Consider the following 25,861-nt stretch of genomic DNA (forward strand, 5'->3'; position numbering starts at 1 on the left):
CTCGTCTCCTCCACGAGCGCACTGGCGGGCACCGACGCGATGCCGTGCGCGGGCACCGACGAACGGAGAACCTCGAATGACCACACCCGCCCACACGATGCACCGTTTCGAAGCCATTGTCGGGCGGTGGAAGACATCCGGTGTCGTCCTCGACGAGCACGGCCGGCAGACGATGAACATCGACGGCACCGACGAGTACGAGTGGATGGCCGGAGGCGGGTGGATCCTGCACCGCGTCGACGTCATGATGGGCGACGCGCATACCCGGGCGCTCGAACTCATCGGCGACTACGACCCGGATGCCGGCACCTACGCGATGCGGGCCTTCGATGCCTCCGGGGCATACAGCACCATGACCGCACACCCGAACGACGACGGGTCCTGGCTCTTCGACGGTGAGGGGATGCGGAGCACTCTCCGGCCGTCCGAAGACAAATCATCCATGTCCGCACTCTGGGAACGTGAGACAGGGACAGGCATCTGGGTCCCGTGGATGCGCATGAACTTCTCCGCCATCGATTGATGTGCGGATCGTGCGTTCGGGCAGCGGTCGAGACTCCCTACCACTTCGACACGCGAACTAGCCGCCGGTGAGGGCGGAGTACACGACCACCAGGGCTCGTCCGGCCTCCGCCGCCGCCGGCTCGTCCTCGGACAGCATGCGCAGGGCGCGTCGTAGCAGCGCGGGATCCAGTTCGTCGGGTGCGGGCCGGATCCGCGGCGTCGGCAGGGCGGGCAGTTCCAGATTCTCGCCGTACGGGTCGGCGAACTCGTCACCGTCCGGAGTGGTGGACTCGACCCCGCCGATCAGCGTATCCAGGCTCAACCCGCGCAGGGTCAGCAGATCGCGCGGATGCTCGTCGAGACGTTCGGCCAGCAGGCACGCCACCGCCACCGCGTGCTTACACGGCCAGCCGGGATCCGGGCAGGTACAGCCGAAGTCGATATCGGCCGCGGTTTCCGGGAGCAGATGTGGTGCGAGTTCGCGGGGCAGATCGCCGGAGACCACGCGCGCGAGCATGCCCGGCGACGCCCGGATCACTTCGACGAGCAGATCCACTTCCTCATCACGCAGCCGGCGGATATCGCAGGTCGTGGCGAACGGGCGCGGCTGGCTTCCCTGCACCTCGGCGACCACCACCCCGGGCTCGATCCGATAGCTCACGACCTGGCCCGCGCGGGCGTAGGTGCGACCGCGGGCGAGCCGGCCGGGTTCGGCCAGCCGTTCCACCACCTCCGTGAAACTCTTGCCCCAGAAGGTCCGCGCGAACGCGCCGCGCCGACTGCGCGCACTCACCCCACCGGAAACTGCTCGGCGCCGGCCGAATTCACCGAAATCGACCATTATTCGCCCACCGCCTCGGCGCCGAGAGTGAACAGCCGGGCCAGATCGTCGTTGCCGAGTTCGGTGATCCAGTTCTCACCGATCCCGACCGCCAGATCGGCGAGTTCGCTCTTCCCGGTGATCATCTCGTCGATCCGTTCCTCGATCGTGTCGACGCACACCAGTTTGCGCACCTGTACCGCGCGTTGCTGCCCGATCCGGAAAGCGCGGTCGGTGGCCTGGTTCTCCACCGCCGGATTCCACCAGCGGTCCAGGTGCACCACATGATTGGCGGCTGTCAGGTTCAGCCCGGTTCCGCCGGCCTTGAGCGAGAGCAGCATGATCGGCGGCCCCCCCGCCTCCTGGAACGCGGCGACCATACCGTCGCGTCGTTTCTTGGTGACCCCGCCGTGCAGGAACGGGATCTCGCCACCGAACCGTTCGGCGAGGTAGGGCGCGATGAGTTCACCGAATTCCCGGAACTGGGTGAACAGCAGCGCCTTCTCCCCCTCGGCCAGCACAGCGTCGAGTACATCCTCGACCAGCGCGAGCTTGCCGGATCGGTGCGCACCTCGACGCAGCACCGCGGAGGAATCGCCGAGGAAATGGGCCGGATGATTGCACACCTGTTTCAACCGGGTGAGTGCGCCGAGCACCGCACCCTTGCGCGCCATACCCTTCGCGTCGCGCAGTTTCTCGAGCATATCCTCGACCACCGCCTGATACAGCGCCGCCTGCTCGGCGGTGAGGTTGGCGCGGACGGTCATCTCGAGTTTGTCCGGTAGATCGCTGATGACAGCGGGATCGGTCTTCACGCGGCGCAGCAGGAACGGTGCGGTCACGGTGCGCAGGCGGGCGACCGCGTTCTCGTCGTTCTCGCGTTCGATCGGCACCGCGAAGCGGGCACGGAAGGTCTGCGGGCTGCCGAGCAGTTTCGGCACCGCGAAATCGAAGATCGAGCGGAGTTCCTCGAGCCGGTTCTCCACCGGGGTGCCGGTGAGGGCCAGCCGGTGCCGGGCGGGCAGCGCTCGGGCGGCGCGCGCCTGCCGCGTCGCCGCGTTCTTGATGTGCTGGGCCTCGTCGAGCACCACCCGCTCCCACTGCTGCCCGGACAGGTCGGCGATATCGCGGGCGAGCAACGCGTAGGTCGTGACCACCAGATCCGCTCCGGCCACCGCGGCGTCCAGATCGCGGCCCTGTGCCCGCCCGGCGCCGTGGTGCACCAGTACTCGCAGATCGGGCGCGAACCGTTCGGCTTCCCGCTGCCAGTTACCGACCACCGACATCGGGCAGACCAGAACGGTCGGACCGGGCGCGGTCCCCTGCTCGCGTTCGTGCAGCAGCAAGGCCAGGACCTGCACCGTCTTACCCAATCCCATATCGTCGGCGAGGACGGCACCGCAGCCGAGCCGGTTCATGGTCGCGAGCCAGGCCAGACCGCGCTCCTGATACGGGCGCAACTGGGCTTTCAGCCGGCCGGGCACGGTCACCGGATCCACCGGACGCGCGGGATCGAACAGCGCGGCGGGCCATCCGCTCGCGGTGACCTCGGTGAGCGGCACTCCACCGGCCCGGTTCTCGCTGATCTGGCCGATCAGATCGGACAGGGTGATCGGGTTGTCGCCGTGGTGCAGCGCCACGAATTTCGCCGCGGCCGCGAGCACGGTGTGATCGGCCTGCACCCACTCCCCGCGCAGGCGCACCAGATCGGACTGGGCGCTGATCAACCGCCGCATATCGTCGTGGGAGAGCACTGTGTCGCCGAGGGCCAGTTCCCAGCGGTAGCCGACCAGACCGTCCAACCCGACCGTGCTCTCGGCGGCGGCTACCGCGGCACCCTCGACCCGCAGCCGCAGGCTGGGCTCGCTGATATTCCAGGCCCGGGGCAGCAGCAGCGGGATACCGGCGGCCGACAGCGCCTGCGCCCCGTGGGCGACCAGATCGGCCACGACCTCGGTCGGCAGCAACAGATCGAGACTGTGCGGGTCGCCCGGGACATCACGCAGGCGGGGATAGGCACGCTGCGCCCGGCCCAGCCATTCCAGACCTGTCCGCACCTCATCGGCACTGCCGGGGACCGGTATCGGCCGCGGTGCCGTCCCGTCCGCCCGCAGGCAGACCTCCAGTCGCCACAGCGCCGACGCGTCCGGGGCCTGCGCGAACTCCCCCTCGGGTTCGCGCAGGCGGAGCACCAGACCGGCATCCTCGGACGGGCGGGTCTCCCGCCACTGCCGCAGCACCTCCGCGGCCTGATGGCTCCCGGTCTCCACCGGTACGTCCGTGCGCAGACCGTGCACCAGCGGATGCGGATGGGGATCGGCGGCGATCAGTTCCCGAACAATCGGATCGGTGAGTTCGGTGACCATATCGTCGAGGACATCGGCCGCCGGACCGGCCACCCGAAGTGCCGGGGGCAGCAGTGCGGCGAGTTCGGCGAGCCAGGCCCGTTGACCCGCGCCCCCGGACAGCGTCCAGCGCGCCCACCACTCGCCCTCGTCGCGCCGCAGTTCCGGGACCACCATCCCGGCCCGCACCCACCGTTCGATGCCCTGGGCGATATGTCCCAGGAACCGCAGATCCCCGGCCACGGCGCCCACCGGCAATCGCTGCCGCAGCGCGGCGGCGGCGGGCCCGGGCGCGAGCGCGTGCGCCGGCACGGTTTCGCGCCGGGAACCCGTTTCGCCCACCATGAGCACCTCGGCCCGATGCCGGAACCGCGATTCACCCAGCACCGACCCGAGCAGACCCGGTATCGGCTCGGCCCCGTCGCCGGTATCCGGGGTACGCCACAGCAGTAGCCCGGAACCCGGCGACCACAGTCCGTGCAACATGGCCCCATCAAATCAGCCGAGTGTGGCAGGCCGCGCACGGTCCCCCACCCGGACCCCGCCGGCGCGGACCGGTGCCGCGCGATACGGGCCCGGCTCACCCGCCGTAGTGTCTGGATTTATCCCCCGCGACGGCACATACTGAGAAATATCCGCTGGTCACCGCTGATATCCCTACCCGCCGAGCGCAGTCCCGCCGGGCGGGTCGCGCTGCCCGGGTCTGGATATCAGCGGCGGCTCGGTGCGGCACCCGGCGAATCCCGGCCCGCGAACAGCGGTCACCTCACACAGCGGCGTCTCGGCACCACGGTGCCATCGAAAAGCGGAGGGCAGCAGTATGACGATTCTGCTCCAGGTTCTCGAGCAGAGCTACACGCCGACCACCCCGTGGGAACGGCGCAAGTTCACCTTCGTGAATGCCGACAAGATCGTCGGTATGCGGCTGGACGGGCAGTGCGGGGTCTGGCTGGACCTGTCCCGGCCCGGGGAATCGCAGCGGCTGGCTCACACCGCGCTGCCCGAGGAGGCGGTCACCTTCCTGCTCACCGCCTTCGCCAAGATCGCTGAATGCACCGACAGCGGCGGGTCCTGGGTGATCGGCCACGACGGGGTGCATATCGAATCCCTGGTCGCTACCCGATTCCCGCCCCACAGCAACCGGGTCGACAACGACGAGCTGCTGGCCCGCGCCTGGCTGTAGGCCCGGATCACCGGTAACTGTCGGAGGGGTCCGGTATACCGGTAGCTGTGATGACACGGGGGATGATTCACGCGGTTACCGCTCTGTGTACCGCATTTCTGTTACTGGCTTCGGGCACCGGTTGCGCCGCGGTCGCCGGGCAACGACCCGCACCGGGCAGCCCCGGGCGGGAGCGGATCGAACAGTTGCTCGGCGCGGTCCGGGTGGTCGCGCAACGTCCGCATCCGGGCGGGTACGAGCGTGGTTGCGGCGCCCGGCAGAATTGTGTCTTCGGCCCGGCCTGGTCCGACGACCACGACGGTCCCGGTGGCCGGGACGGCTGCGATACCCGCAACAACGTGCTGGCCCGCCAGCTCACCGGGGTCGGCTACCGGCCCGGCACCCATCGGTGCGTCGTACAGTCCGGCACTCTGGCCGATCCCTACACCGGCGCCCTGATCGTGTTCAGCAAGGAGACCGCCCGGCGGATACCGATCGACCATATCTATCCGCTGGCCGCCGCCTGGGATTTCGGGGCGGCCGGATGGCCGCCGGCACAGCGGATCCGCTTCGCCAACGATATCGACTACAACCTGCAGGCCACCGACGATGCGGCCAATACCGACAAGAGCGACAGCACCCCCGCGGATTGGTTGCCACCGGCTCGGTCCGGCCACTGTTACTACGCGGGCCGCTATCTCACGGTCGCGCTGCGCTATCAGCTGCCGGTCACCGCCGCCGATCACGCGGCGCTGCGCCGGATCGCCGGGACCTGTGGATGATCACTCGGCGTGCGCACCCGTGGCGACCGGCCGTTTCGGATCGTGTGCCCACTGCGACCAGGACCCCGGATACAACGCGGCCTGCACACCCACCACGGCGAGCGCGGCGATCGCATGCGCCGCCGTGACCCCCGATCCGCAGTACACCGCGACCGGGGCCTCACCGAAATCCCCGAACCGTTCGCGCAGCAGTTCGGCGGGTAGGAAACACCCGTCCTGATCGAGATTATCGCTGGTAGGAACGCTGATCGCACCGGGAATATGACCAGCGCGCGGGTCGAGCGACTCCTGCTCGCCGCGATAGCGCTCGGCCGCGCGGGCATCCAACAGCACACCCTCCCACCGGGCGACGGCGTCCGCGTCGATCACCGGCAAGCGGCCCGGTTCGAACTCGATATCGCCCGGCACCGGATCGGATTCCACGCCGGTGGCCAATTCGCCGCCGGCGCGGATCCACGCGGGTAGCCCACCGTCCAGGATCCGGACATCGGCTATTCCCGCCCAGCGCAGCAGCCACCACGCCCGAGCCGCGGACATACCGCCGATCGCGTCGTAGACGACCACCGGATCGCCCGTGCACAGTCCCCAACTGCGGGCACAGGCCTGCAACCGGGCCGGGTTCGGTAGCGGATGCCGGCCGCGGGACGGCGACGGCAGGGCAGCGAGTTCGGTATCGAGATCGACGAATACCGCCCCGGGGATATGACCGTTCTGATAGTGCTGCGGACCCTCGGGATCGCCGAGTTGCCAGCGCACATCGAGCAGGCGCAGATTCTTCACTGTTGATTCCCGGAGGTCTTCAGCCGAGATCAATACCGCGTTCAACGCAGCTCCTCGTCCAAGCGTCTGGAACAGATTTCGTCACCGTACGCGGGGGCGGTCGGCGAAGTCCATGCGTACACGGATATCGCGCGCTGAATTCTTCCGGTCAGATACGAGCGAGCAGCGTGAGTGGATCCTCCAGCAGTCCGGCGACGGTCGCCAGGAAACGCGCCGCGGCTTCGCCGTCGATCATCCGGTGATCGAAGCTCAGGGTCAGTGTCGCCACCGAACGTATCGCCAGTTCGTCCCGGAAAACCCACGGCCGTTTCACCACCGCGCCCAGGCACAGAATCGCGGCCTCACCCGGATTCACCAGCGGTGTACCGGTTTCCACGCCGAAGACGCCGACATTGGAGATGGTGAAGGTGCCCGCCCGCAGGTCCGCCAGGCCCGAACGGCCGTCGCGCGCGGTCTGGGCCAGCCAATTGATCTCGCGGCACAATTCGCGCAGGCTCAGCGTCTGCGCATCCTTGATATTCGGCACGAGCAGGCCGCGCGGGGTGGCCACGGCGATACCCAGGTTGACAAAGTGCCGGGTGACTATCTCCGCGTTCGCCTCGTCCCAGAAGGTGTTGACGACAGGAAATTCGGCCAGTGCGGCGAGCACGGATTTCGCCACCAGCGCGAGCGGGGTGGGGGTGATTTCCTCGAATGCCTTGGTGCCACGGAGATGTTCCAGCAGTTCGAGCGAGGCTGTGACATCGACCGTGATCGAGGTGTCGGCCTGCGGGATCGTCCGCGCACTGGTCACCATGGCATCGGCGGTCCGCTTCCGGACCCCCGCGATCGGTGTCCGCTCCTCACGGGCCGACCCGGCGGCCGGTTCCGCCACCACTGTGGTCTCGGGGCTGCTGTCTCGGGTGTCCGGTTCCGAAACCGGTACCGCACCACGGACATCCGCTACCGTGACCGCCCCGTCCGGACCCGATCCGGCCACATACCAGAGATCTATACCCAGTTCCCGGGCCAGCTTTCGCGCGCCCGGCGTGGCGGCGACCCGCTGCGATTCGGCCGCGGCGGCGCGGGCGGCGTCCCCGCCGCGCTCCGGAGCCCGGTCCACCGGCTGTTGCGCCGAGCCGTTCGATCCGCCGCCGATGACCCCGCCTTCGTAGGACATCCCGTTACCGGCGGCCGATTCGGCGGGCGGTTCCGCGGCACCACCGGGGTGCTGCCCACCACGGCGACGCCGGGTGACCCGCTCTTCCGTCGGCCCGTAGCCGACGAGCACCGAAGGGCGGCCACCGGAATCCGATCCCGTCGCAGTGGTACGGATCCGGAGCAGCGGAGCGCCGACCGCAATGGTCTCCCCCGGTTCGGCGAGCAGTTCCACCACCGTCCCGGCGAACGGAGACGGCAGTGCGACCACCGCTTTCGCGGTTTCCACCTCGGCGATCGTCTGGTTCAGCGCGACCTCGTCGCCCACCGCCACCGTCCAGTTCTGGAATTCGGCATCGGTGAGCCCTTCGCCGAGATCGGGGAGCCGGAACTCCAGGATCTCGCCGGTTTCTGCGGCACGATCTTCGTCGGCGCGGGCGTTCTCGTCCACGGTTTCGGGCACCTCCGGCGGGCGTCAGGGTGGGATCACGCTTCAGGCGGCAAGCGTTCGATCGACCGCCTCCAGGATCCGGTCCGGGTCGGGCAGATGATGCTTCTCGAGCTTAGCCGGAGGGTAGGGGATATCGAACCCGGCGACCCGCAGCACCGGCGCCTCGAGCCGGTAGAAACACCGCTCGGTGATCCGGGCGGCGATCTCGGCGCCGATACCGCAGGTGCGCTGCGCTTCGTGCACCACGATCAGCCGGCCCGTCCGGTCCACCGATTCCGCGACGGTATCCACATCCAGGGGCGCCAGGCTCCGCAGATCCACCACCTCCAGCGAGATCCCCTCTTCAGCACCCGTCTTCGCGGCAGCCAGCGCAGTCGCGACCGTGCCTCCGTAGGCGACCACGGTGGCGTCGGTACCGCGCACACATATCCGGGCCCGATCCAGTGGCAGATCCGGTTCGGCCGCGGGATCGAACTCGGCCTTGTCCCAGTACCGGCGTTTGGGTTCGAAGAAGATCACCGGATCGTCCAGCGCTATGGCCTGACGGATCATGGTGAAGGCGTCGGCCGGATTACTCGGTGCCACCACCCGCAGGCCGGCCGTATGAGCGAAATACGCCTCGGGTGACTCGGAATGATGTTCCACCGAACCGATACCGCCCCCGAACGGGATCCGAATGGTCAGCGGTGCCCGCACAGCACCCCGAGTCCGGTTGTGGATCTTGGCGACCTGGGAGACGATCTGGTCGAACGCCGGATAGACGAATCCGTCGAACTGGATCTCGCACACCGGGCGGTAGCCGCGCAGCGCCATGCCGAAGGCTGTGCCGATGATGCCCGACTCGGCCAGCGGCGTATCGATGACCCGGTGCTCGCCGAAGTCCTTCTGGAGCGCGTCGGTGACCCGGAAGACGCCGCCGAGCCGGCCGATGTCCTCGCCCATCAGCACCACTTTCGGATCGTCCTCCAGCGCGGTGCGCAGCCCGGCGTTGAGCGCCGCGGCGAAGGTGGTGATCATGAGCGGACTCCTTTCTCGCGCACGGCAGGCGCGACGGTGGCGAGCGCGGCGGACGGGTCGTCGGCCAGATACGCGGCGTACTCGGTGCGCTGCTCGTCCAGGCCCCGGTGCGGGGTCGCATAGACGTGAGCGAACAGTTCCGATGGCTCGGGATCGGCCATCGTCAGGGTTTCGGTGCGCATCCGGTGCGCGACCTCGTCGGCGCGTCCGTCCACCCGCAGCCGGAACTCGTCGTCGAGCAGATCCTCCCGTTCCAGCAGCAGCCGCATCCGCAGGATCGGGTCCCGCCGGGCCCATTCCTCGGTTTCGGCGGCGGTGCGATAGCGAGTGGGATCGTCGGCGGTCGTATGCGGCCCCATCCGGTAGGTGATGGCCTCGACGAACGAGGGGCCGCCGCCGCTGCGGGCTCGCGCGGCGGCCTGCCTGGTGACGGCCAGCACGCCCAGTACATCGTTGCCGTCCACCCGGACGGCGGGGATCCCGTACCCGATCGCGCGCTGGGCGATCGGGGTGGCGCTCTGCAACTGGACGGGTTCGCTGATCGCCCAGTGATTGTTCTGGCAGAAGAACACCACGGGCGCGCCCCAGCTCGCGGCGAAGGTCAGCGCTTCGGCGATATCCCCCTGGCTGGTGGCGCCGTCCCCGAAGTAGGCGACGGTCGCGATCTCGGCACCGTCGAGGTGAGCGGCATAGGCGTAGCCCGTGGCGTGCAACCCCTGGGCGCCGACAACTATCGCCGGGTTGGCCATATTGGCCAGTGCCGGATCTCCGGCCGAGTGCGACACTCCCCGCCACATGGCGGTCATGGCACTCGGTGGCACCCCCCGGCAGTAGGCGACGGCGCTCTCGCGGTAGCTGCCGAATACATAGTCGTCGGGACGCAGCGCGTGGGCCGAACCCACCTGGGCTGCTTCCTGCCCTTGGCACGGCGCCCAGAGCCCGAGTTGTCCCTGCCGGGCCAGCGCGACCGCTTCGGTGTCGATACGCCGGGTGACCACCAGATCTTCATAGAGCTGCCGGAGTTCGCCGGGCCCGATATCGGCGACCAGGGCCTGATATTCGGGGTGGTGCACCCGAGCGCCGTCGGGCTGGATCAACTGCACCGGGTACTCGGTTGTGCCGGGCATCGGCCTCGCCTCCTCACGCGGGTCACGCGCTGATGTGGCCTGTAACACATAGCATCCTCGCTTAAGCGATCTGCGCAAGTCCAGATCCGAGAACTGAGCAGAATGCACAGTTCGAATGCCGTCGACCCTGTCATACTGCGTCATATGACCAGTCCGGAGACCACCGAAGCGGTAGTGGACGCGACCGATGCGCGCCTACTACTCGAACTGATCGCCAACCCCCGGGCCACCGGCGTCGAGCTGGCCACCCGGCTCGGCCTGTCCCGCAACACCGTGCAGGCGCGGATCACCCGCTGGGAGGCCACCGGAGTGCTGGGAAGTTTCGAACGCCGGGTCGAACCGCGCGCACTCGGCTACCGCTTGTCGGCCTTCGTGGCGGTGGTCGTGGACCAGCATCGCCTGGAAGCGGTGGTCGGCGAACTCGCCGAGATACCGGAGGTGACCGAGGTGTGCGGAATGACCGGCCCCACCGACCTCACAGTGCGGGTGGTGGCCCGCGACGCCGACGATCTCTACCGGATCACCGGACAGATTCTGAAGATCCCAGGGGTGGTCCGCACGAATATGGCCTTGGTGATGCAGGAATCGGTGGGGCCGCGTATCGCACCCCTGCTACACCGGCTGGCCGAGGTGTCCCGACCGTCCGGTAATCCCCGGTCGGGCCCGCGCACCGGCGCGGGCACCTCGAGTCCGGCGCAGGGACGAGATCAGGAGACCGGACGGGACATCGATTGAACGATCCGGGTAAGCGACATAAGAGAGTAGATGTCGCAAAGAACCGCTAAGGTGCCGGCATGGAGCTCTCAGGCACAGTATCGGACACATTCTCGGGCCGGACCGCCATCGTCACCGGCGGTGGATCCGGTATCGGCGCGGCGCTGGCGCATCGTCTGGCCGACCACGGTGCGAAGGTCGTGATCGCCGACCTCGATCCGGCCACCGCGGCGCGGGTCGCGAGTGAGATCGGTGCGGCAGCGGTAGCAGCCGCCGGCGACGCCGCCGACCCCGAGGTGATCCAGGGTTTCATCGATATCGCGGAATCCGCTTTCGGCCCCGTCGACCTGTACTTCGCCAATGCCGGTATAGGTGGCGGCGCCGGACTCGACAGCACCGATGCGCAGTGGGCCTCGGCGCTGGAGATCAACACCATGGCCCATATCCGCGCCGCCCGGCTGCTCGTCCCGGGCTGGCTGGCGCGCGGCACGGGCTATTTCGTAAGCACCGCGTCGGCGGCCGGACTGCTCACCCAGCTCGGATCCGCGCCGTACGCGGTCTCCAAACATGCCGCGGTCGGATTCGCCGAATGGCTTTCGGTCACCTACGGCGACAGAGGCATTCGGGTCAGCTGCGTATGCCCGATGGGCGTGGACACCGCGCTGCTCCGCGAGGGGATGATCCCGCCGGACAATGTGGCGGCAGGCCGGCTGGCGATCGATGCCGTGCGGTCCGCGGGCGCCGTACTCACCCCGGAAGAGGTCGCCGATACCGTGCTCACCGGGGTGGCGGCGGGGCAATTCCTGATCCTGCCGCATCCGGAAGTACTGACGATGTACCAGCACAAGGGCTCGGACTACGACCGATGGATCCGGGGTATGCGCCGCTTCCAGAACGCACTGGAGAACCCCGGCGCCGAGGAGTGACGGCACGTCGGGCCCGGGTACCGCTCACCACGATCTACGCTCTGCACAGCAGCCGCGACGAGCTGATCCCGGCTCTACCGTCAGGGATTCGGAGATCCGATCGGCCGTGCGTCCGGGCACCGGACGCGTCCCGCGCGAACGGCGTGAACCGCCCGCGGCGGCTACTACTCGGCGGTATCGGTAACCAGTGCCGCGGCGGCGTCGCGGATCGCCCCGGGGATCTCCACCGGTTTACGGGTCCGCGAATCAACATAGACGTGGACGAAGGTCCCGGTCGCCGCGAGTTCCAGCTCCTCGCCCGCCTCCCGGAAGATCGCGAGGTCGTAGGTGATGCTGGATCGGCCGAGCCGGGCGACGCGCAGACCCACTCGCAGCAGGTCCGGGAAGCTCAGCGAGGCGTGGAAACGGCAGGACGTCTCCGCCACGATCCCGATAGCGGGCAGGTCCCGGATATCGATTCCGGTGGCGTCGATGAGCCAGGCGTTGACCGCCGTATCGAAATAGGCGTAATAGGTCACGTTGTTCACGTGGCCGTAGTGGTCGTTATCGGCCCACCGGGTGGGAACCGGCCAGAGCACCGGATACTGCTGGGTCACCCGGCCGACGATACCGGGGTCAGCCGGCCGTGGGCACCGCGGCGGACGCGGCCCCGAGGCGGTGCTCACGGGGGCTCACCCCGAACTGCCGTTTGAAGGCGGTGCTCAATGCGAAAGCGCTGCCGTACCCGACTCGGCGGGCGATGGACTCCACCGTGTCCTCGGTGCCCTGCAACAGGTCGGCAGCCAGATCCAGCCGCCATTCGGTGAGAAAGGCCATCGGCGGCTCGCCCACCAGCTCGGTGAACCGCCTGGCCAGCGCCGCGCGGGAGACGCCCACCTCGCGGGCGAGATCGGCGACGGTCCAACTGTGCGCGGGATTGTGCTGTAGCAGCCGCAGCGCCTTGCCGACCTGTGGATCACTGTAGGCGTGGTACCAGGGCGGGGCCTCGTTCCCGGCGAACCAGGTGCGCAGGGTGGCGATGAGCAGCAGATCCAGTAGCCGATCCAGCACCGCGCTCTGTGCGGGCTGATCCTTGACCGTCTCCTCGGCCAGCAGGCTCAGCACGCGATCGTCGGAACGGCCGCGCGGCACCACCAGCGTCTGCGGTAGCGCGCGCAACAAGCGTCGGCTCACCGCGCCCGCCTGCTCGTATGACCCCGTGACCAGTACGGTCTCACCGTCGGGGTCGTTACCCCACTGCCGCACACCGAGGCTCATCGTCTCGCAGAGCACCTCACCGTCGACTGTGGTGGTGACCTGGCCGGGGTTGATGAGGATCTGCGGTTCGGTGGCGGGATCATCGGCGACGGTATACGGGCTCGGCCCGCGGAACACCGCCACATCCCCGGCACCGATCCGGTGGCGGCCACCGTTCTCGGTGAGGATCCACGCACGCCCCCGGATCACCGCGGCCACGGTCAGCGGGGATTCGTCCTGGATGCGCAGCGACCACGGCGGGCTCAGCAGCGAGCGCAGCAGGAAGGCACCTCTCGCCCTGGGGCCCTCCAGCAATCCGGCCAACGCATCCATTTCGCCAACGATAGCCGCCCCCCGGCGGCCTGCGACAGGCTCCGCGGCGCCCGATTCGACAGGCGCGATGCCCGCGGAGCGGCCCCGGCGCGACCGATGTGGAATTCCGAAGAGTCGGCGGGGATCCCCCACCTACTCCACCGGTGTTCGCCGATCGTGACGGCATTTGCCCAACGGAATGGACGGCCCCGCTTGCGATTCGACGTCACGAAGGGTGTAACAGGCCGGGCCTATCATGTAGATATGGAATAAGTGGGGCGAGGGGAGGGTGCTGATGCCGGACATGTCCAAAGTGGAGCTGTACGCGGCGATCCGGCAGGACCTTCGTGCCGGATTGTCCAAACGTGCGATCGAGCGCAAGCACGGCGTCGGGTGGCGCACGGTCGCGAGGGCGACGGAATCGGTGTTGCCCGAACCGCGCAAAGAGTATTCGCCACGGCCCCAGAAGCTGGATCCCTACAAGTCGTTCATCGACGATGTGCTGCGCGCCGATCTCGACGGACCGCCCAGGCAGCGCCATACGGCCACCCGGATCTACCAGCGGCTGCGCACAGAACAGGGCATGGTGGACGTGTCGTATCAGCGGGTCAGTGCCTATATCCGTGAACGCAGACCGCAGCTGCGAACAGAACAGACGACTGCCCGTCGCCGCACCGAACGACTCGTCGGCGCGGCCGGGTTCCCCCGCTCCAAAACGCTCCACGACTTCGATTTCGATGCCAACCCCAGCGTCGACCCAGCCGTGATCCACGCCCTCGCCGAAGGCGAATGGGTACGAAAAGGGCTGCCGCTGTGCTTGATCGGCGAGGCCGGCACCGGAAAGTCGCATCTGCTGATCGCGCTGGGCACCGAAGCCGCCAGGGCCGGTTACCGGGTCAGATACACCCTCGCCGCCGGGCTGGTCAACAAACTGAGGGAAGCCGCCGACGGGCAGCGGCTGTCCCGGGCCATCGGCCGCTACCGGGGCGTCGACCTGCTGTGCATCGATGAACTCGGTTACACCGAACTGGGCCGGCACGGCGCCGAGTTGCTGTTCCAGGTGCTGACCGAACGCGAGGAAAGGAGATCGGTGGCGATCGTCTCCAACCGCGGCATCACCAACTGGTCCGAGATCTTTCCCGACCCCCGGCTCCGCGCTGCAATCATCGACCGGCTCACGTTCGGCGGCACGATCGTCGAGACCGGAAACCAGAGTTATCGCCGGGCACACTCCCGGTCGAGCGCACCTCCCGACCCGTCCCGCTGACCCGGCCCGGGCACCGCGTCCGGGCCGGCATCACAAGGCGGGTCCGCTGTCGCGTGCTGCCCGCCGATCCGTAGCCCGACCCCCTCGGGTTCGTCCGGCGGGACGCGGCGACGGAATCGAGGAACAAACGAACCGGTATATCTTTTCACTGCCGTCGAATTTCGCGATAAAACAGCACCGGGTTTCATGAAAAAACGGTGTCGGAATTCATGATAATTTCGTCGCATTCGGTGATAAAAACACTCCATCCGAATCCTGAGCTGTGCATACGATTCGTAATCCACTGTTGCATATGACGTTCCGGAGACGTACCTTGGCGAGTGGATCGTTCCGATCGATCAACGCAAGGGAAAATATGAATAATTCTTGATTACCCGTGAGAATGTCGGCGAAAACCGGCGACACTCCCGATATCGAATGCATTTACGTCACCGGTAGCGGTGAACCACACCTGCGGCGTCCGTCACTCCGAACTCGGGGTCCCGATCGGCACCGCCGGCGAAGTTTCGGGCGAAAGCTCCGGCCGGAGCAACGTCCCCGTCCGTACCCGCTGACAGCCGAAAGCCGGCAGCGGAGTCACCGGACGGCAACTCTCAGCACACCCACCTCACTCGGCGGCATTACCCCGCCCGGCGTCGATCGGTCGTGCCCACCGAACATATCCAGCAGAAGGACACCCCTCATGCCCATCTCTCCGAACCAGGGATCGACCGCCGGCGGCACTACCGTCACCATCACCGGCGTCAACCTCGCCGGCGCCACCGCCGTACGTTTCGGTACCAAATCGGCCACCATCACAGCCAATACACCCACCTCGATCACGGCCACCTCCCCCTCGGGGGCCGGCACAGTCGGGGTAACCGTCACCACACCGGGCGGGACCAGCAATCCACTGTCGTTCTTCTACATCGGCCCGCCGTTCAAATCGAGCCTGTCTCCTGTCTCGGGAGTCACCGCCGGCGGCGATACGGTGACTATCACCGGAACCGGTTTGGCCACAGCCACTTCCGTGTCCTTCGGTGCCAATTCCGCGACTCCGACCGTGGTGAACGACGGCGTGCTGACCGTAGTCGTGCCCGCGGGCGCGGCGGCGGGTTCGGTCGGTGTCACCGTCACCGCCGCGGGTGGGACCAGCAACGGTCTTTCGTACACCTACGTGGACGCGCCCACTCTCGGCACCCCGAGCCCCGCCTCCGGCCCGGCCTCCGGTGGCACCGCGGTGACCATCCCCGGCACCGGCCTGACCGAGACCGAATCGGTTACGTTCGACGGTGTCCTGGCACCGTTCAGCGTTCTCTCCGATACGGCTCTCGTGGCGGTGACGCCACCGGGAACCGCCGGTGCCGTCGATATCGTCGTCACCACCGCAGGTGGCAACGCAACCGTGACCGACGCGTTCACCTATATCGCCGGACCCGGTATCTGACCGGTCATCCGGGCCGTTGACGGCCCGGAGCATCCCGGGCAGGGCAAGTCACTGCTCTGCCCGGGACCGGAATCCCTCAGCGCTCGAACCGCCCTCGCCCCCGGCCGGGCGGGGGCTCCTCCGCCCGCTCTGAAAGGAGCAACCCCATGGCCCCCACCCTGACCTCCCTGTCGCCGACTTCGGGCCCCCCTTTCGGACTCAACAACGTCACGCTGACCGGCACCGGATTCGTCGGTATCGTCACGGCTGTGCGTTTCGGCACCACGGCAACCACCTTCACGGTCGACTCCAGCACCCAGATCACCGCGATCGCCCCGCCCGGCACCGGAACCGTGCAGGTCACCGTCAGCACCGGGGCCGGCACCAGCAACGGGCTTCCCTACACCTATGCCACGATCCCGACGCTGACCGGGATCAGCCCCACGCAGGGACCCACAACCGGCGGCACCTCGGTGACGCTCACCGGCACCAGTTTCACCGGAGCCACCGCCGTCACTTTCGGCGCCACCCCCGCAACGAGTTTCACCGTGAACTCCGGCACCCAGATCACGGCCACCGCCCCACCCGGCACGGGTACCGTGCAGGTCACCGTCACCACCGGCGTCGGTACCAGCAACGGCGCGTCCTACACCTACGTCGTGGTCCCGACGCTCACCTCGGTCAACCCGAATCTAGGGCCGGCGGCCGGACTCAACAGCGTCACACTCACCGGCACCGGATTCGCCGGTACCGTCACGGCCGTGCGTTTCGGCACCACGACAACCACCTTCACGGTCGACTCCAGCACCCAGATCACCGCCACCGCCCCACCCGGCACCGGAACCGTACAGGTCACCGTCACCACCACCGGCGGCACCACGAACGGACTTCCGTACACCTATGCCACGGTCCCGACGCTGACCGGGATCAGCCCCACGCAGGGACCCACAACCGGCGGCACCACCGTCACACTCACCGGCACCAACCTCACCGGAGCCACCGCGGTCTCCTTCGGCGCCACCCTCGCAACAAGTTTCACCGTGAACTCCAGCACCCAGATCACCGCCACCACCCCACCCGGCACGGGGGCCGTACTGGTCACCGTCACCACCGCGGGGACCACCAGTAACGGTCTGCTCTACAGCTATGTCGCAGTCCCCGCGCTGATCTCCGTCGCTCCGGCTTCGGGGCCGGTGGCGGGCGGTACCCCTGTCACCCTGGTCGGTACCGGCCTGACCGGAACCACCGCGGTCACCTTCGGCGCCACGCCGGCGACTTCGTTCACGGTCGTCTCCGGCACACAGATCACGGCTACCGCTCCGGCCGGGACCGGCACAGTGCAGGTCAGGGTCACCACCGTGGGTGGCACCAGCAACGGGGTTGCCTACACCTACGTCGCCGTGCCCACAATCGGCACGCCGGCCCCTACCGCCGGACCGATTGGCGGCGGGACTTCGGTGTCCATCCCCGGTACTGCGCTGACCACCACCGATTCGGTTACTTTCGGCGGTAACCCGGCACCGTTCACGGTCGTGTCCGACACACTGGTCACTGCGATCACACCGGCCGGAGCCGCCGGTGCGGTGGACGTGGTGGTCACCACGAGCGGTGGTAGCGCCACCGGAACCGGTGCCTTCACCTACGTCGCGCCACCCGAGATCTGATCGGCCGGCCGAAGCCCCGAAACTACAGGTACATACCGGAATCGGGAGCAGCGGCCGTGACCGCGATATCTCCGTGCCCGTCACGGAGCGCGACCAGTTCCGCGAGGGTCGCCTCCGTGGCGGCCCCCGCGGCGGGGTGATCACCCAACCAGGTACGGGCCTCGGCGGCCGACAGCTTCCCGATCTCCAGTTGAGCCAGGCAGCGGCCGGGCCGGGTGACCGCGGGGTGCAGCCGCGAAAGATCCTCGTTGGTGCTGATCGCGACCAGCACATCGCGGCTCTGCCCGAGCATCCCGTCGGTGAGGTTGAGCAATCGGGAAAGCCCCTGTCCCGAAGAGGATTTCGCCTCGGCGTGGATCAGCTCGTCGCAATCCTCCAGGATCAGCAGCCGCCAGCGGTCGGCTTGTTCGTCCTCGCCCTCGGCTCCCATCGCCGCACGCATCAGATACCCGGGTTTGGCGAACAACATCTCGGGATCGAGTACGCAATCGGCCTGGCACCAATCGGACCAGGATCTGGCCAGCGCCCGCAACGCGGTGGTCTTACCCGTCCCGGGCGGACCGTGCAGCAGAAGCAACCGGCCGCGGATATCGGCCGGACGCAATGCCATCAGGCGGTCCAGGGCGCCGGCCACGGTCTTGCTGTAGTTCTCCCGGATCTCCGGCCATTCCGGCGTCGTGACGGTGAGAACCCGCCGGTTGGCCCCGCGGTCGGCCTGATGCCAGAATCCCATTTTCACCGAGGCCAGGTCGGCCGGGGCCGCCTCCTCGGCATCACGAGTCGCTTCGGCGATTATGCGTTCGGCCAGGTCGTCACTGGTCGCGGTCACCTCCACGGTGGCCGATTTATCCGCCCACCGATCGGCACGCAGCGCCCACCCCTCACCCAATACGAGGATCGACAGTGCCTCGGCTTCGACCATCTGCCGCGCGATCGCCGATCCCGGCGGGCGCAACGGCGCGTCGGCCCGCACCCGTTCCAGTTGCCTTTTCCGATAGAACGGCTGCACACCCCTGCCGAACAGGCTGAGCGTCAGCATGTCCAGCAGGTCGCGAGGGGTGGAATAGGAGTCGAGAACAGCCGACCACGGGAGAGCGTCGGCGGGGTCGGCGGCGGCACTGTCGTTCTCGATCAGGCGCAATGGTTCATGGCGTTCCAGCATCGCCGTCCATCATCGGCCCGGAACCGGAGACCGTCCACCGGTTTTCCGGCCGCCCGGCGGGCACGGTGATCCCGCTCGATTCCCGGTACGAACCAACGGGACTGCAGCAGTTTGGCTCCGGGACTCGCCATCGACCGACCGTACAACAGCACAACGGCCCCGGGCGCGGTGGTGAACCGCGTAACCGGGGCCGTGGTGACTACCGCGCGATTACAGCGCCTTCAACTCCTCGGTGACCGCACCGACGGATTTCTTCGCGTCCCCGAACAGCATCGAGGTGTGATCGGAGTAGAACAGCGGATTGTCGATACCGGCGAAACCGCTGTTCATCGAGCGCTTCAGCACGATCACCGATTTGGCCTGGTCGACATTGAGGATCGGCATCCCGTAGATCGGGCTGGTGGAATCCTCGCGGGCGGCGGGATTGGTGACATCGTTGGCGCCGATGACCAGGGCGACATCGGTTCGGCCGAATTCGCCGTTGATATCGTCCATTTCCTTCATGGCGTCGTAGGACACCTCCGCCTCGGCCAGCAGCACGTTCATATGGCCGGGCATCCGGCCCGCGACCGGATGGATCGCGTACTTGACCTCGACCCCCTTGGCCTCCAGCAGCGCCGCCATCTCCTTGACAGCGTGCTGCGCCTGGGCGACGGCCATACCGTAGCCGGGCACCACGATCACCTGGTTGGCGTAGGCCATCTGGATCGCGGCGTCGGCGGCCGAGGTGGCCTTGGCCTGCTTCTGTTCACCGTCACCGGAACCTGCGACCGCACCGCCGCCGCCACCGAAGCCGCCCGCCACGATCGCCGGAATGGACCGGTTCATCGCCTTGGCCATCAGGTTGGTCAGGATGGTGCCGGACGCGCCGACGATCATGCCGGCCACGATCATGGCGGTGTTGTTCAGCGCCAGACCGGCGGCCGCCGCGGACAGCCCGGTGAGGGCATTGAGCAGCGAGATCACCACCGGCATATCCGCGCCGCCGATCGGCAGCACCACCATCAAGCCCAGCACACCGGCGGCCAGCAGCAGACCGACCATCCACCACTGCGATGCCCCACCGTCGGCGGCACCGAGCCCGATGACCACCGCCGCCGTGACAGCGGCCACCAGCAGCACCAGGTTCACCAGCTGCTGCAGCTTCCCGAGCCCGATCGGGCGGCCGGGCAGGATCTCCTGCAGTTTGCCGAACGCGATCACCGAACCCCAGAACGAGATCGAACCGATGATCGCGGCGAACAGCGAGCCGACGATGATGTGCACCGTGGGTTCCTCGCCGTGCTGGAACGCCGAGAAACCGGTGGTGTCGATGAATTCGGCCCAGGCGATGAGGGCGACCGTACCGCCGCCGACACCGTTGAACGCCGCCACCAGCTGCGGCATCGCGGTCATCTTGGTGTAGCGCGCGGGCGGAACACCCAGCACCACACCGACGACAAGACCGGCCACGATCAGGATCCAGTTGGTGCTGTCGCGCACCGCGATCAGAGTGGCGATCACCGCGATCGCCATACCGGCCGCCGCGATCCAGTTGCCCCGGACGGCGGTCTTCGGACCGGTCAGCCCCATCAGACCGTAGATGAACAGGGCGAAGGACAGGATGTAGAGAATATCGACCAGATTGTCCATGGGTCACTTACCTGCCTTCTCGGCACCCGCGGCGGGCTTCTTACCCTTGAACATGCCCAGCATCCGGTCGGTGACCACGAAACCACCGATCACGTTGAGCGTTCCGAACACCACGGCCACGAACAGGATGGCCTGCACCCCGATCGAGGGATCCTCCACCCGCCCGAGGGTGACCAGCGCGCCCAGCACCACGATGCCGTGGATGGCGTTGGTACCCGACATGAGCGGGGTGTGCAGGGTATTGGGGACCTTGGAGATCACCGCGAAACCCACGAATCCGGACAGCACCAGAATCGCGATATTCGCCAGCAGCTCGGTGTACATCACTGCGCCTTCGTTGTCGGTTCGGCGTCACGGGTGACGCAGGAATCGGCCAGCACCTGGTCGGAGAAGTCCGGTTTCAGTTCGCCCTCGGCGAGCATCAGTTCCAGCAGCGCGGCGACGTTCTTCGAGTACAGCTCGCTGGCGTGCTCGGGCATCGTGGCGGGCAGGTTCAGCGGCGAGCAGATCGTCACATCGTGCTTCACCACGGTCTCGCCGGGCTCGGTGAGTTCACAGTTGCCGCCGGTCTCCCCGGCGAGGTCGACGATGACACTGCCCGGTTTCATCCCGGCCACCGCGGCGGCGGTCACCAGCCGCGGTGCCGGGCGGCCGGGAACGAGGGCGGTCGTGATCACGACGTCGAAACCCTTGATGGCGTCCTCGAGTGCCTGCTGCTGCTTGTCCTTCTCCGCATCGGTGAGTTCGCGGGCGTAGCCGCCCTCACCGGCGGCGTCGATACCGAGATCGAGCCACTGGGCGCCCACCGAACGCACCTGGTCGGCGACCTCGGGCCGCACGTCGTAGCCGGTGGTCCGGCCGCCCAGGCGTTTCGCGGTGGCCAGTGCCTGCAATCCGGCCACGCCCACACCGAGTACCAGCACGGTCGCCGGTTTCACGGTTCCGGCCGCGGTGGTGAGCATCGGGAAGAAGCGGGTCGATTCCGACGCCGCCAGCAGTACTGCCTTGTACCCGGCCACATTGGCCTGCGAGGACAGCGCATCCATCACCTGGGCGCGCGAGATCCGCGGAATGGACTCCACCGCGAACGCCTGCACTTCGGCTTTCTTCAGCGCGTCGATCTGGTTGTCGGCGTTGCGCGGGGCGAGGAACCCGATGAGCGTCTGCCCCGAGGACAGTTTGCCCACTTCGGCGTCGCTGGGCGGAGCAACCTTGACGACCACCTCGGCCGACCAGGGATCCCCGATCGTCGCACCGGCTTCCTCGTAGGCGGTATCGGGAATGAGCGCGCCCGATCCGGCTCCGGCCTCGACCACGACCTCCACGCCCTGCTTCACCAGGGTGGGAATGATCTTCGGAACCAAGGCGACCCGCCGCTCGCCCGCGGCGGATTCGCGAACGACGCCGACACGCGCCCCGCGCGGCGACGAATCGCTCACGGGACGTGTCTCTTCCCCCCCTACTCCCACCCGAGTTGTCTCCACTTGTCTACTTCCCTCTCCTACTGTTCGGTCCGCCGATCAACGGCGCCGGGCGGAGGTGCCCTGGGACACCACCGCCCGAAATCCTGGCAACCGTACATCGACCGAAGTGAGATTAGCTGAGATGCCCGTCACATTTCGCCTGCGCGTCCGGTTGTCTTCGCATCGGTAAATCCTGATCACGGGCCATATCCGCAGAAGCGTTCCCAGGAGTTTGAAAAGTTTGCCAAGCCGATCCGCCCACACCGGGACCCGATTCGTCCTTACGCCGTAGAGTGCGGCCTGTGAGCGACTGCGTTTTCTGCGGGATCGTGGCCGGCACCGCACCGGCTCATCGGGTATACGAGGACGACACAGTGGCCGCGTTCCTCGATATCCGGCCGATCACTCGCGGCCACACGTTGGTTGTCCCGAAGCGGCATGCCACCGACCTGTCCGAACTGGACGCCGGGACCGGGGTGGAGCTGTTCCGGGTCGGCCATCGCATCGCCCGGGCGGTGCAGGGTCCGGGGTTCGCCGCCGACGGCGCGAATCTGCTGATCAACGACGGCAAGGCCGCGTTCCAGACGGTCGCGCACGTGCATCTGCACGTCATTCCGCGCAGCCACGGCGATAAGTTCCGGTTCGCGACCGGGCTCGTCCTACGCCGCTCACACGAACCGGAGCGCGTCGCCGCGACGCTGCGCGCGGACCTGGCCGCCCTCGACATGTAGGAGGACCCCGTGACCGATACCCTCGACCGAACCGAACTCACCGCACGGTTGTCCGAGCAGTTCGACGCCCTCGCCGATCTGGTTTCCGGCCTCGACGAGAACCGTTGGCGCACACCGTCACCACTACCGGGATGGACCGTGTTCGATGTGCTGAGCCATGTGATCGGCACCGAATCGCTGCTGCTCGGGGACGAACCGCCGGCCCGTGATCCGCAATCCCCCGATATCGATGTGGAGACCCTGCCGCATGTCCGCAACGAGATCGGTGTCCTCAACGAGATCTGGGTGCAGCGGCTGCGTCCGCGGCCGGGCGCCGAACTGCTCGACCTGTACCGGGAGGTGACCGGCCGCCGCCGTGCGGCGCTGGGCGCCATGGACGACGCGGCATGGACTACGCCGTCTCCGTCGCCGATCGGCGAGGTGCCCTACGCGCGATTCATGCGGGTGCGGTTGTTCGACTGCTGGATGCACGAACTCGATATCGCCGACGCGCTGGGGGAACAGGTCGACGAGGGCGGCACGCGCGGTGAACTCGCCTTCGCCGAATTCGCGCGATCGCTGCCCCGGGTGGTCGCGAAACGCGGTAAGGCGCCGGCCGGTTCGCTGATCACACTGGAACTCACCGGACCGCTCGCACGGACCCTGCACATCGAGATCGGTGACCGCGCCCGCTATACGGAAGCGCCCGCCGGGGAACCCACCGTGAGGGTGGAACTGGACTCCGGCCTGCTGGTCCGGCTCGGCGGCGGCCGGGTCGATGCCGAATCGGCGCTGGACCGAATCACTTTCCGCGGCGATTCGGGGCTGGGCCACCAGGTGGTCCGCAATCTCGCGTTCACCATCTGAGATGCGACTTTTCCTGGCGAGCTACCGATTCGGCGCGCACTACGACAGGTTCGCCGCACTGGCCGGGCCACCGGGCCCGATCGCGGTGATCGCCAATGCCTGCGACGCCTGGGGTCGGGCCCGCGACGCCGCACTGACCAGTGAACTGGTGCCGCTGCGGAAGCTCGGCTTCCGGCCCGAAGAGATCGACCTGCGCGAATACCCCGGGCGCACTGCCGATCTGAAGCGGCGGCTGGCACAGTTCCCGACGATCTGGGTGCGCGGCGGCAATACCTTTGTGTTGCGCGCCCAATTCGCACGCAGCGGCGCGGACCGGATCCTCCCCGACCTCCTGGCCGCGGATGCGCTGTTCTACGCGGGTTACAGCGCGGGCGCCTGTGTGCTGAGCCCGGACCTGACCGGGCTGGAGACCGCCGACGATCCCGCCGAGGTACCGCCGGCCTGCGGTATCGAGACGATCTGGGACGGGCTCGGGGTGATCGACCGCCCGATAGTCCCGCATCTCGGCTCACCCACCGACCCCGAAGGTGCCGGTGACGAGCTCGCCGCCCGGTACCGCGCGGCGGGCACCCCGCACTGGCCGCTCACCGATACCGATGTGGTGGTCCGCGACGGCAGCGGAACCCGCTTGTACACAGGTTGATCCGGCTCCACCGGCCATGCCGCTCCGAAACCCGGACCGAGTCCGGAGTGGTCCGCCTGGTTCAGCGACGCCGAAAGACCACCCAGCGCATGGCCGAGTACATGTACGCCGCCTCGCACGCACCGGCCAGCAATCGCGAGAGGTGGTACTGCACGCCGAGCGCGGCGAGTCCGGCGCCCACACCCAGGATGAACGCGAGATAGTTGATCAGCACGACCACCGCGTAGGTCACCGCCTGCCGCCCGACGGGCGCGTGGGAGCGGAAGTTCAGCCGCCGATTCAGATAGAACGCCAGCGCGAAGGCGCAGAGGTAGCCGACCGATACCGACAACCAGCCCGGCAGGCCGAATCCGCTGCGCAGGGCGGTGAGAATCAGCAGGTCGACACCGAAGGTGAAGCCGTTGATCAGCGCGAAGCCGAGGAAGGTAGGGGCGACATTCCGGCTCAGACCCCAGGGCAGGCGCGCGACCACCGCCACGCACCATCGAGTGAACCGGATCTCCCACATATCAGCGTTCGTCGCCAGATCCTGCACGGCGCCAGCTTCGCAGGACCAGGTGACCGGCAGATGAGCGTCCGGCAAACCCGCAGTTCGGGCGCGGTCCCGCAGCTGGACAGCGCCGCCCCGGCTCGACGATTATTTGTTGTTTCGGCAAATTTGTTTGCCAATTTGCCGGAAGATCCGGATAGTCGGCGACCAGGAGGTGGTCACGATGACCGAGCAACTGGAGAACGACTACGACGTGGTAGTGGCAGGTGGTGGGGCGGCCGGTCTGAACGGGGCGCTCATGCTGGCGCGCTCGCGGCGCCGGGTGGTGGTGATCGACGCGGGGCAACCGCGCAACGCCCCCGCCGACGCAGTGCACGGACTGCTGGCGCGCGACGGGACACCGCCGGCGGAACTACTGGAAACCGGCCGGGCCGAGGTGCGCCGTTACGGCGGGCAGGTGGTGTCCGGCCGGATCATCGCCGCGGTTCGCGACGGTGCCGGTTTCGCGATCACCCTGGCCGACGGGCGAGCCGTCCGGGCCCGGCGGCTGCTGGTGACCACCGGGCTGACCGATGAACTGCCCGATATCCCGGGCCTGCGGGAACGCTGGGGCCGCGATGTGTTGCACTGCCCGTACTGCCACGGCTGGGAGGTGCGGGACCGGGCGATCGCGGTGCTGAGCCGCGGACCGGTATCGATGCACCAGGTGCAGTTGTTCCGGCAGCTGAGCGACGACGTCGTCTACTTCACCCACGACCAGCCCGATCCCACACCGGACGCCGCCGAACGTCTCGCCGCTCGCGGCGTGCGAGTGGTCTCCGGCAAGGTGACCGGAATCGAGACCACCGACGATCGGATCACCGGTATCCGGCTCGCGGACGGCACGGTCGTCGCGCGGGATGCCATCGCTGTCGGCACACATATGGTGGCCCGGTCCGAGTTCCTGGACAGCCTGGGTCTGGTGGCGATCGAGCATCCCGGCGGGTTCGGCCGCTACCTCCCCAGTGATGCCACCGGCCGCACCGAGGTACCGGGGGTCTGGGCCGCGGGCAATGTCACCGACCTCCCCGCGCAGGTCGGGGCGGCCGCCGCCGCGGGTGCCACGGCCGGCGCGCAGATCAACGCCGATCTGGTGGAAGAGGAGTTCGATATCGCGGTCGCCACACACCGCGCCGGTTTCACCGCCGCCGGGGAAGCCGAACTCGCGGAGTCGGTGAACGGTTCGCGAGGGCACGGCCTGTGAGG

At 67.9% G+C, this 25,861-nt stretch carries 26 protein-coding genes; 12 read left to right on the forward strand and 14 right to left on the reverse strand.

Features of this window, described 5'->3' with window-relative positions; translation table 11 throughout:
- Window positions 1-76 precede the first annotated feature (76 nt).
- Entirely contained in the window at window positions 77-523 is a 447-nt protein-coding gene (locus OG405_RS21240) for a DUF1579 family protein (RefSeq protein WP_327148220.1), read from the forward strand.
- Between the two features lie 57 nt (window positions 524-580).
- On the opposite strand, the gene OG405_RS21245 is transcribed toward OG405_RS21240, so the two are convergent.
- Together OG405_RS21245 and OG405_RS21250 are read right to left on the reverse strand one after the other, a co-directional pair.
- Window positions 581-1,345 (reverse strand): SWIM zinc finger family protein, encoded by a 765-nt coding sequence (locus tag OG405_RS21245; RefSeq protein ID WP_327148221.1) that lies wholly within the window; start codon window positions 1,343-1,345, stop codon window positions 581-583.
- Window positions 1,345-4,155: a DEAD/DEAH box helicase gene (locus tag OG405_RS21250; RefSeq protein WP_327148222.1), complete on the reverse strand. Its 2,811-nt coding sequence runs from the start codon at window positions 4,153-4,155 to the stop codon at window positions 1,345-1,347. The genes OG405_RS21245 and OG405_RS21250 overlap by 1 nt, the downstream gene beginning before the upstream one ends.
- A 334-nt stretch (window positions 4,156-4,489) precedes the next feature.
- Here OG405_RS21250 and OG405_RS21255 point away from each other — a divergent pair, with 334 nt between their 5' ends.
- The gene (locus OG405_RS21255) at window positions 4,490-4,852 is read left to right on the forward strand and encodes a hypothetical protein (RefSeq protein WP_327148223.1); all 363 of its coding nucleotides are present in this window, start codon (window positions 4,490-4,492) and stop codon (window positions 4,850-4,852) included.
- 50 nt (window positions 4,853-4,902) lie between these two features.
- A complete protein-coding gene (locus tag OG405_RS21260) occupies window positions 4,903-5,613 on the forward strand; it encodes an HNH endonuclease family protein (protein WP_327152434.1) in 711 nt (236 codons plus the stop codon).
- On the opposite strand, the gene OG405_RS21265 is transcribed toward OG405_RS21260, so the two are convergent.
- From OG405_RS21265 to pdhA, 4 genes are all read right to left on the reverse strand, one after another.
- Window positions 5,614-6,438 carry a sulfurtransferase gene (locus tag OG405_RS21265; RefSeq protein ID WP_327148224.1) on the reverse strand — a complete coding sequence of 275 codons (825 nt, stop codon included), beginning with the start codon at window positions 6,436-6,438 and terminating at the stop codon, window positions 5,614-5,616.
- A gap of 103 nt (window positions 6,439-6,541) precedes the next feature.
- Complete coding sequence (locus OG405_RS21270) at window positions 6,542-7,930, reverse strand: dihydrolipoamide acetyltransferase family protein (protein ID WP_442790776.1); 1,389 nt, start codon at window positions 7,928-7,930, stop codon at window positions 6,542-6,544.
- Between the two features lie 93 nt (window positions 7,931-8,023).
- Window positions 8,024-8,998, reverse strand: coding sequence for an alpha-ketoacid dehydrogenase subunit beta (locus OG405_RS21275; protein WP_327148226.1), 975 nt, complete (start codon window positions 8,996-8,998; stop codon window positions 8,024-8,026).
- Window positions 8,995-10,125 carry a pyruvate dehydrogenase (acetyl-transferring) E1 component subunit alpha gene (gene pdhA / locus OG405_RS21280; RefSeq protein WP_327148227.1) on the reverse strand — a complete coding sequence of 377 codons (1,131 nt, stop codon included), beginning with the start codon at window positions 10,123-10,125 and terminating at the stop codon, window positions 8,995-8,997. The genes OG405_RS21275 and pdhA overlap by 4 nt, the downstream gene beginning before the upstream one ends.
- A gap of 144 nt (window positions 10,126-10,269) precedes the next feature.
- Here pdhA and OG405_RS21285 point away from each other — a divergent pair, with 144 nt between their 5' ends.
- Together OG405_RS21285 and OG405_RS21290 are read left to right on the forward strand one after the other, a co-directional pair.
- Window positions 10,270-10,860, forward strand: a complete 591-nt coding sequence (locus OG405_RS21285) for an Lrp/AsnC family transcriptional regulator (protein ID WP_327148228.1) — start codon at window positions 10,270-10,272, stop codon at window positions 10,858-10,860.
- A gap of 59 nt (window positions 10,861-10,919) precedes the next feature.
- Window positions 10,920-11,765 (forward strand): SDR family oxidoreductase, encoded by an 846-nt coding sequence (locus OG405_RS21290; protein ID WP_327148229.1) that lies wholly within the window; start codon window positions 10,920-10,922, stop codon window positions 11,763-11,765.
- A 164-nt stretch (window positions 11,766-11,929) separates the two neighbouring features.
- Here the strand turns inward: OG405_RS21290 and OG405_RS21295 are convergent, their stop codons facing one another.
- Window positions 11,930-12,361 carry an acyl-CoA thioesterase gene (locus OG405_RS21295; protein ID WP_327148230.1) on the reverse strand — a complete coding sequence of 144 codons (432 nt, stop codon included), beginning with the start codon at window positions 12,359-12,361 and terminating at the stop codon, window positions 11,930-11,932.
- A 19-nt stretch (window positions 12,362-12,380) separates the two neighbouring features.
- Entirely contained in the window at window positions 12,381-13,334 is a 954-nt protein-coding gene (locus OG405_RS21300) for an AraC family transcriptional regulator (protein WP_327148231.1), read from the reverse strand.
- Window positions 13,335-13,608: 274 nt separating this feature from the next.
- On the opposite strand from OG405_RS21300, the gene istB reads away from it, so the two are divergent.
- From istB to OG405_RS21315, 3 genes are all read left to right on the forward strand, one after another.
- The gene (istB, locus tag OG405_RS21305) at window positions 13,609-14,580 is read left to right on the forward strand and encodes an IS21-like element helper ATPase IstB (protein ID WP_327148232.1); all 972 of its coding nucleotides are present in this window, start codon (window positions 13,609-13,611) and stop codon (window positions 14,578-14,580) included.
- Between the two features lie 682 nt (window positions 14,581-15,262).
- Window positions 15,263-16,006 (forward strand): IPT/TIG domain-containing protein, encoded by a 744-nt coding sequence (locus OG405_RS21310; RefSeq protein WP_327148233.1) that lies wholly within the window; start codon window positions 15,263-15,265, stop codon window positions 16,004-16,006.
- 146 nt (window positions 16,007-16,152) lie between these two features.
- Entirely contained in the window at window positions 16,153-17,649 is a 1,497-nt protein-coding gene (locus OG405_RS21315) for a beta strand repeat-containing protein (RefSeq protein WP_327148234.1), read from the forward strand.
- A gap of 22 nt (window positions 17,650-17,671) precedes the next feature.
- Here the strand turns inward: OG405_RS21315 and OG405_RS21320 are convergent, their stop codons facing one another.
- From OG405_RS21320 to OG405_RS21340, 5 genes are all read right to left on the reverse strand, one after another.
- Window positions 17,672-18,811 carry a DUF5925 domain-containing protein gene (locus tag OG405_RS21320; protein ID WP_327148235.1) on the reverse strand — a complete coding sequence of 380 codons (1,140 nt, stop codon included), beginning with the start codon at window positions 18,809-18,811 and terminating at the stop codon, window positions 17,672-17,674.
- On the reverse strand, window positions 18,781-18,942 hold the full coding sequence (locus tag OG405_RS21325) for a hypothetical protein (RefSeq protein ID WP_327148236.1): 162 nt from the start codon (window positions 18,940-18,942) through the stop codon (window positions 18,781-18,783). Before OG405_RS21325 ends, OG405_RS21320 begins: the two co-directional genes overlap by 31 nt.
- A 79-nt stretch (window positions 18,943-19,021) precedes the next feature.
- A complete protein-coding gene (locus tag OG405_RS21330) occupies window positions 19,022-20,443 on the reverse strand; it encodes an NAD(P)(+) transhydrogenase (Re/Si-specific) subunit beta (protein WP_327148237.1) in 1,422 nt (473 codons plus the stop codon).
- A 3-nt stretch (window positions 20,444-20,446) separates the two neighbouring features.
- Window positions 20,447-20,767 carry an NAD(P) transhydrogenase subunit alpha gene (locus OG405_RS21335; RefSeq protein ID WP_327148238.1) on the reverse strand — a complete coding sequence of 107 codons (321 nt, stop codon included), beginning with the start codon at window positions 20,765-20,767 and terminating at the stop codon, window positions 20,447-20,449.
- Window positions 20,767-21,882, reverse strand: a complete 1,116-nt coding sequence (locus tag OG405_RS21340; protein WP_327148239.1) for a Re/Si-specific NAD(P)(+) transhydrogenase subunit alpha — start codon at window positions 21,880-21,882, stop codon at window positions 20,767-20,769. The genes OG405_RS21335 and OG405_RS21340 overlap by 1 nt, the downstream gene beginning before the upstream one ends.
- Before the next feature lie 326 nt (window positions 21,883-22,208).
- Here OG405_RS21340 and OG405_RS21345 point away from each other — a divergent pair, with 326 nt between their 5' ends.
- Genes OG405_RS21345 through OG405_RS21355 form a run of 3 tightly spaced genes read left to right on the forward strand, consistent with a single transcriptional unit; the run spans window position 22,209 to window position 24,126 of the window.
- On the forward strand, window positions 22,209-22,637 hold the full coding sequence (locus OG405_RS21345) for an HIT family protein (RefSeq protein ID WP_327148240.1): 429 nt from the start codon (window positions 22,209-22,211) through the stop codon (window positions 22,635-22,637).
- Between the two features lie 9 nt (window positions 22,638-22,646).
- Window positions 22,647-23,483: a maleylpyruvate isomerase family mycothiol-dependent enzyme gene (locus tag OG405_RS21350; protein WP_327148241.1), complete on the forward strand. Its 837-nt coding sequence runs from the start codon at window positions 22,647-22,649 to the stop codon at window positions 23,481-23,483.
- Between the two features lies 1 nt (window position 23,484).
- The gene (locus OG405_RS21355) at window positions 23,485-24,126 is read left to right on the forward strand and encodes a Type 1 glutamine amidotransferase-like domain-containing protein (RefSeq protein ID WP_327148242.1); all 642 of its coding nucleotides are present in this window, start codon (window positions 23,485-23,487) and stop codon (window positions 24,124-24,126) included.
- A 61-nt stretch (window positions 24,127-24,187) separates the two neighbouring features.
- Here the strand turns inward: OG405_RS21355 and OG405_RS21360 are convergent, their stop codons facing one another.
- Window positions 24,188-24,634, reverse strand: coding sequence for a GtrA family protein (locus OG405_RS21360; protein ID WP_327152435.1), 447 nt, complete (start codon window positions 24,632-24,634; stop codon window positions 24,188-24,190).
- 205 nt (window positions 24,635-24,839) lie between these two features.
- Here OG405_RS21360 and OG405_RS21365 point away from each other — a divergent pair, with 205 nt between their 5' ends.
- On the forward strand, window positions 24,840-25,859 hold the full coding sequence (locus OG405_RS21365; RefSeq protein WP_327148243.1) for an NAD(P)/FAD-dependent oxidoreductase: 1,020 nt from the start codon (window positions 24,840-24,842) through the stop codon (window positions 25,857-25,859).
- The last annotated feature ends 2 nt before the right edge of the window (window positions 25,860-25,861 follow it).

Source organism: Nocardia sp. NBC_01329 (assembly GCF_035956715.1).
GTDB lineage: Bacteria > Actinomycetota > Actinomycetes > Mycobacteriales > Mycobacteriaceae > Nocardia.

Bases quoted from the DNA above. Each gene is read 5' to 3' on its own strand.
- OG405_RS21360 (WP_327152435.1), bottom strand. From the start codon at position 24,634: ATGTGGGAGATCCGGTTCACTCGATGGTGCGTGGCGGTGGTCGCGCGC.
- OG405_RS21245 (WP_327148221.1), bottom strand. From the start codon at position 1,345: ATGGTCGATTTCGGTGAATTCGGCCGGCGCCGAGCAGTTTCCGGTGGG.
- OG405_RS21325 (WP_327148236.1), bottom strand. From the start codon at position 18,942: ATGGCGAGTCCCGGAGCCAAACTGCTGCAGTCCCGTTGGTTCGTACCG.
- OG405_RS21250 (WP_327148222.1), bottom strand. From the start codon at position 4,155: ATGTTGCACGGACTGTGGTCGCCGGGTTCCGGGCTACTGCTGTGGCGT.
- OG405_RS21320 (WP_327148235.1), bottom strand. From the start codon at position 18,811: ATGCTGGAACGCCATGAACCATTGCGCCTGATCGAGAACGACAGTGCC.
- OG405_RS21300 (WP_327148231.1), bottom strand. From the start codon at position 13,334: ATGGATGCGTTGGCCGGATTGCTGGAGGGCCCCAGGGCGAGAGGTGCC.
- OG405_RS21335 (WP_327148238.1), bottom strand. From the start codon at position 20,767: ATGTACACCGAGCTGCTGGCGAATATCGCGATTCTGGTGCTGTCCGGA.
- OG405_RS21290 (WP_327148229.1), top strand. From the start codon at position 10,920: ATGGAGCTCTCAGGCACAGTATCGGACACATTCTCGGGCCGGACCGCC.
- OG405_RS21285 (WP_327148228.1), top strand. From the start codon at position 10,270: ATGACCAGTCCGGAGACCACCGAAGCGGTAGTGGACGCGACCGATGCG.
- OG405_RS21255 (WP_327148223.1), top strand. From the start codon at position 4,490: ATGACGATTCTGCTCCAGGTTCTCGAGCAGAGCTACACGCCGACCACC.
- OG405_RS21365 (WP_327148243.1), top strand. From the start codon at position 24,840: ATGACCGAGCAACTGGAGAACGACTACGACGTGGTAGTGGCAGGTGGT.
- OG405_RS21275 (WP_327148226.1), bottom strand. From the start codon at position 8,998: ATGATCACCACCTTCGCCGCGGCGCTCAACGCCGGGCTGCGCACCGCG.
- OG405_RS21315 (WP_327148234.1), top strand. From the start codon at position 16,153: ATGGCCCCCACCCTGACCTCCCTGTCGCCGACTTCGGGCCCCCCTTTC.
- OG405_RS21330 (WP_327148237.1), bottom strand. From the start codon at position 20,443: ATGGACAATCTGGTCGATATTCTCTACATCCTGTCCTTCGCCCTGTTC.
- OG405_RS21310 (WP_327148233.1), top strand. From the start codon at position 15,263: ATGCCCATCTCTCCGAACCAGGGATCGACCGCCGGCGGCACTACCGTC.
- pdhA (WP_327148227.1), bottom strand. From the start codon at position 10,125: ATGCCCGGCACAACCGAGTACCCGGTGCAGTTGATCCAGCCCGACGGC.
- istB (WP_327148232.1), top strand. From the start codon at position 13,609: ATGCCGGACATGTCCAAAGTGGAGCTGTACGCGGCGATCCGGCAGGAC.
- OG405_RS21355 (WP_327148242.1), top strand. From the start codon at position 23,485: ATGCGACTTTTCCTGGCGAGCTACCGATTCGGCGCGCACTACGACAGG.
- OG405_RS21240 (WP_327148220.1), top strand. From the start codon at position 77: ATGACCACACCCGCCCACACGATGCACCGTTTCGAAGCCATTGTCGGG.
- OG405_RS21260 (WP_327152434.1), top strand. From the start codon at position 4,903: ATGACACGGGGGATGATTCACGCGGTTACCGCTCTGTGTACCGCATTT.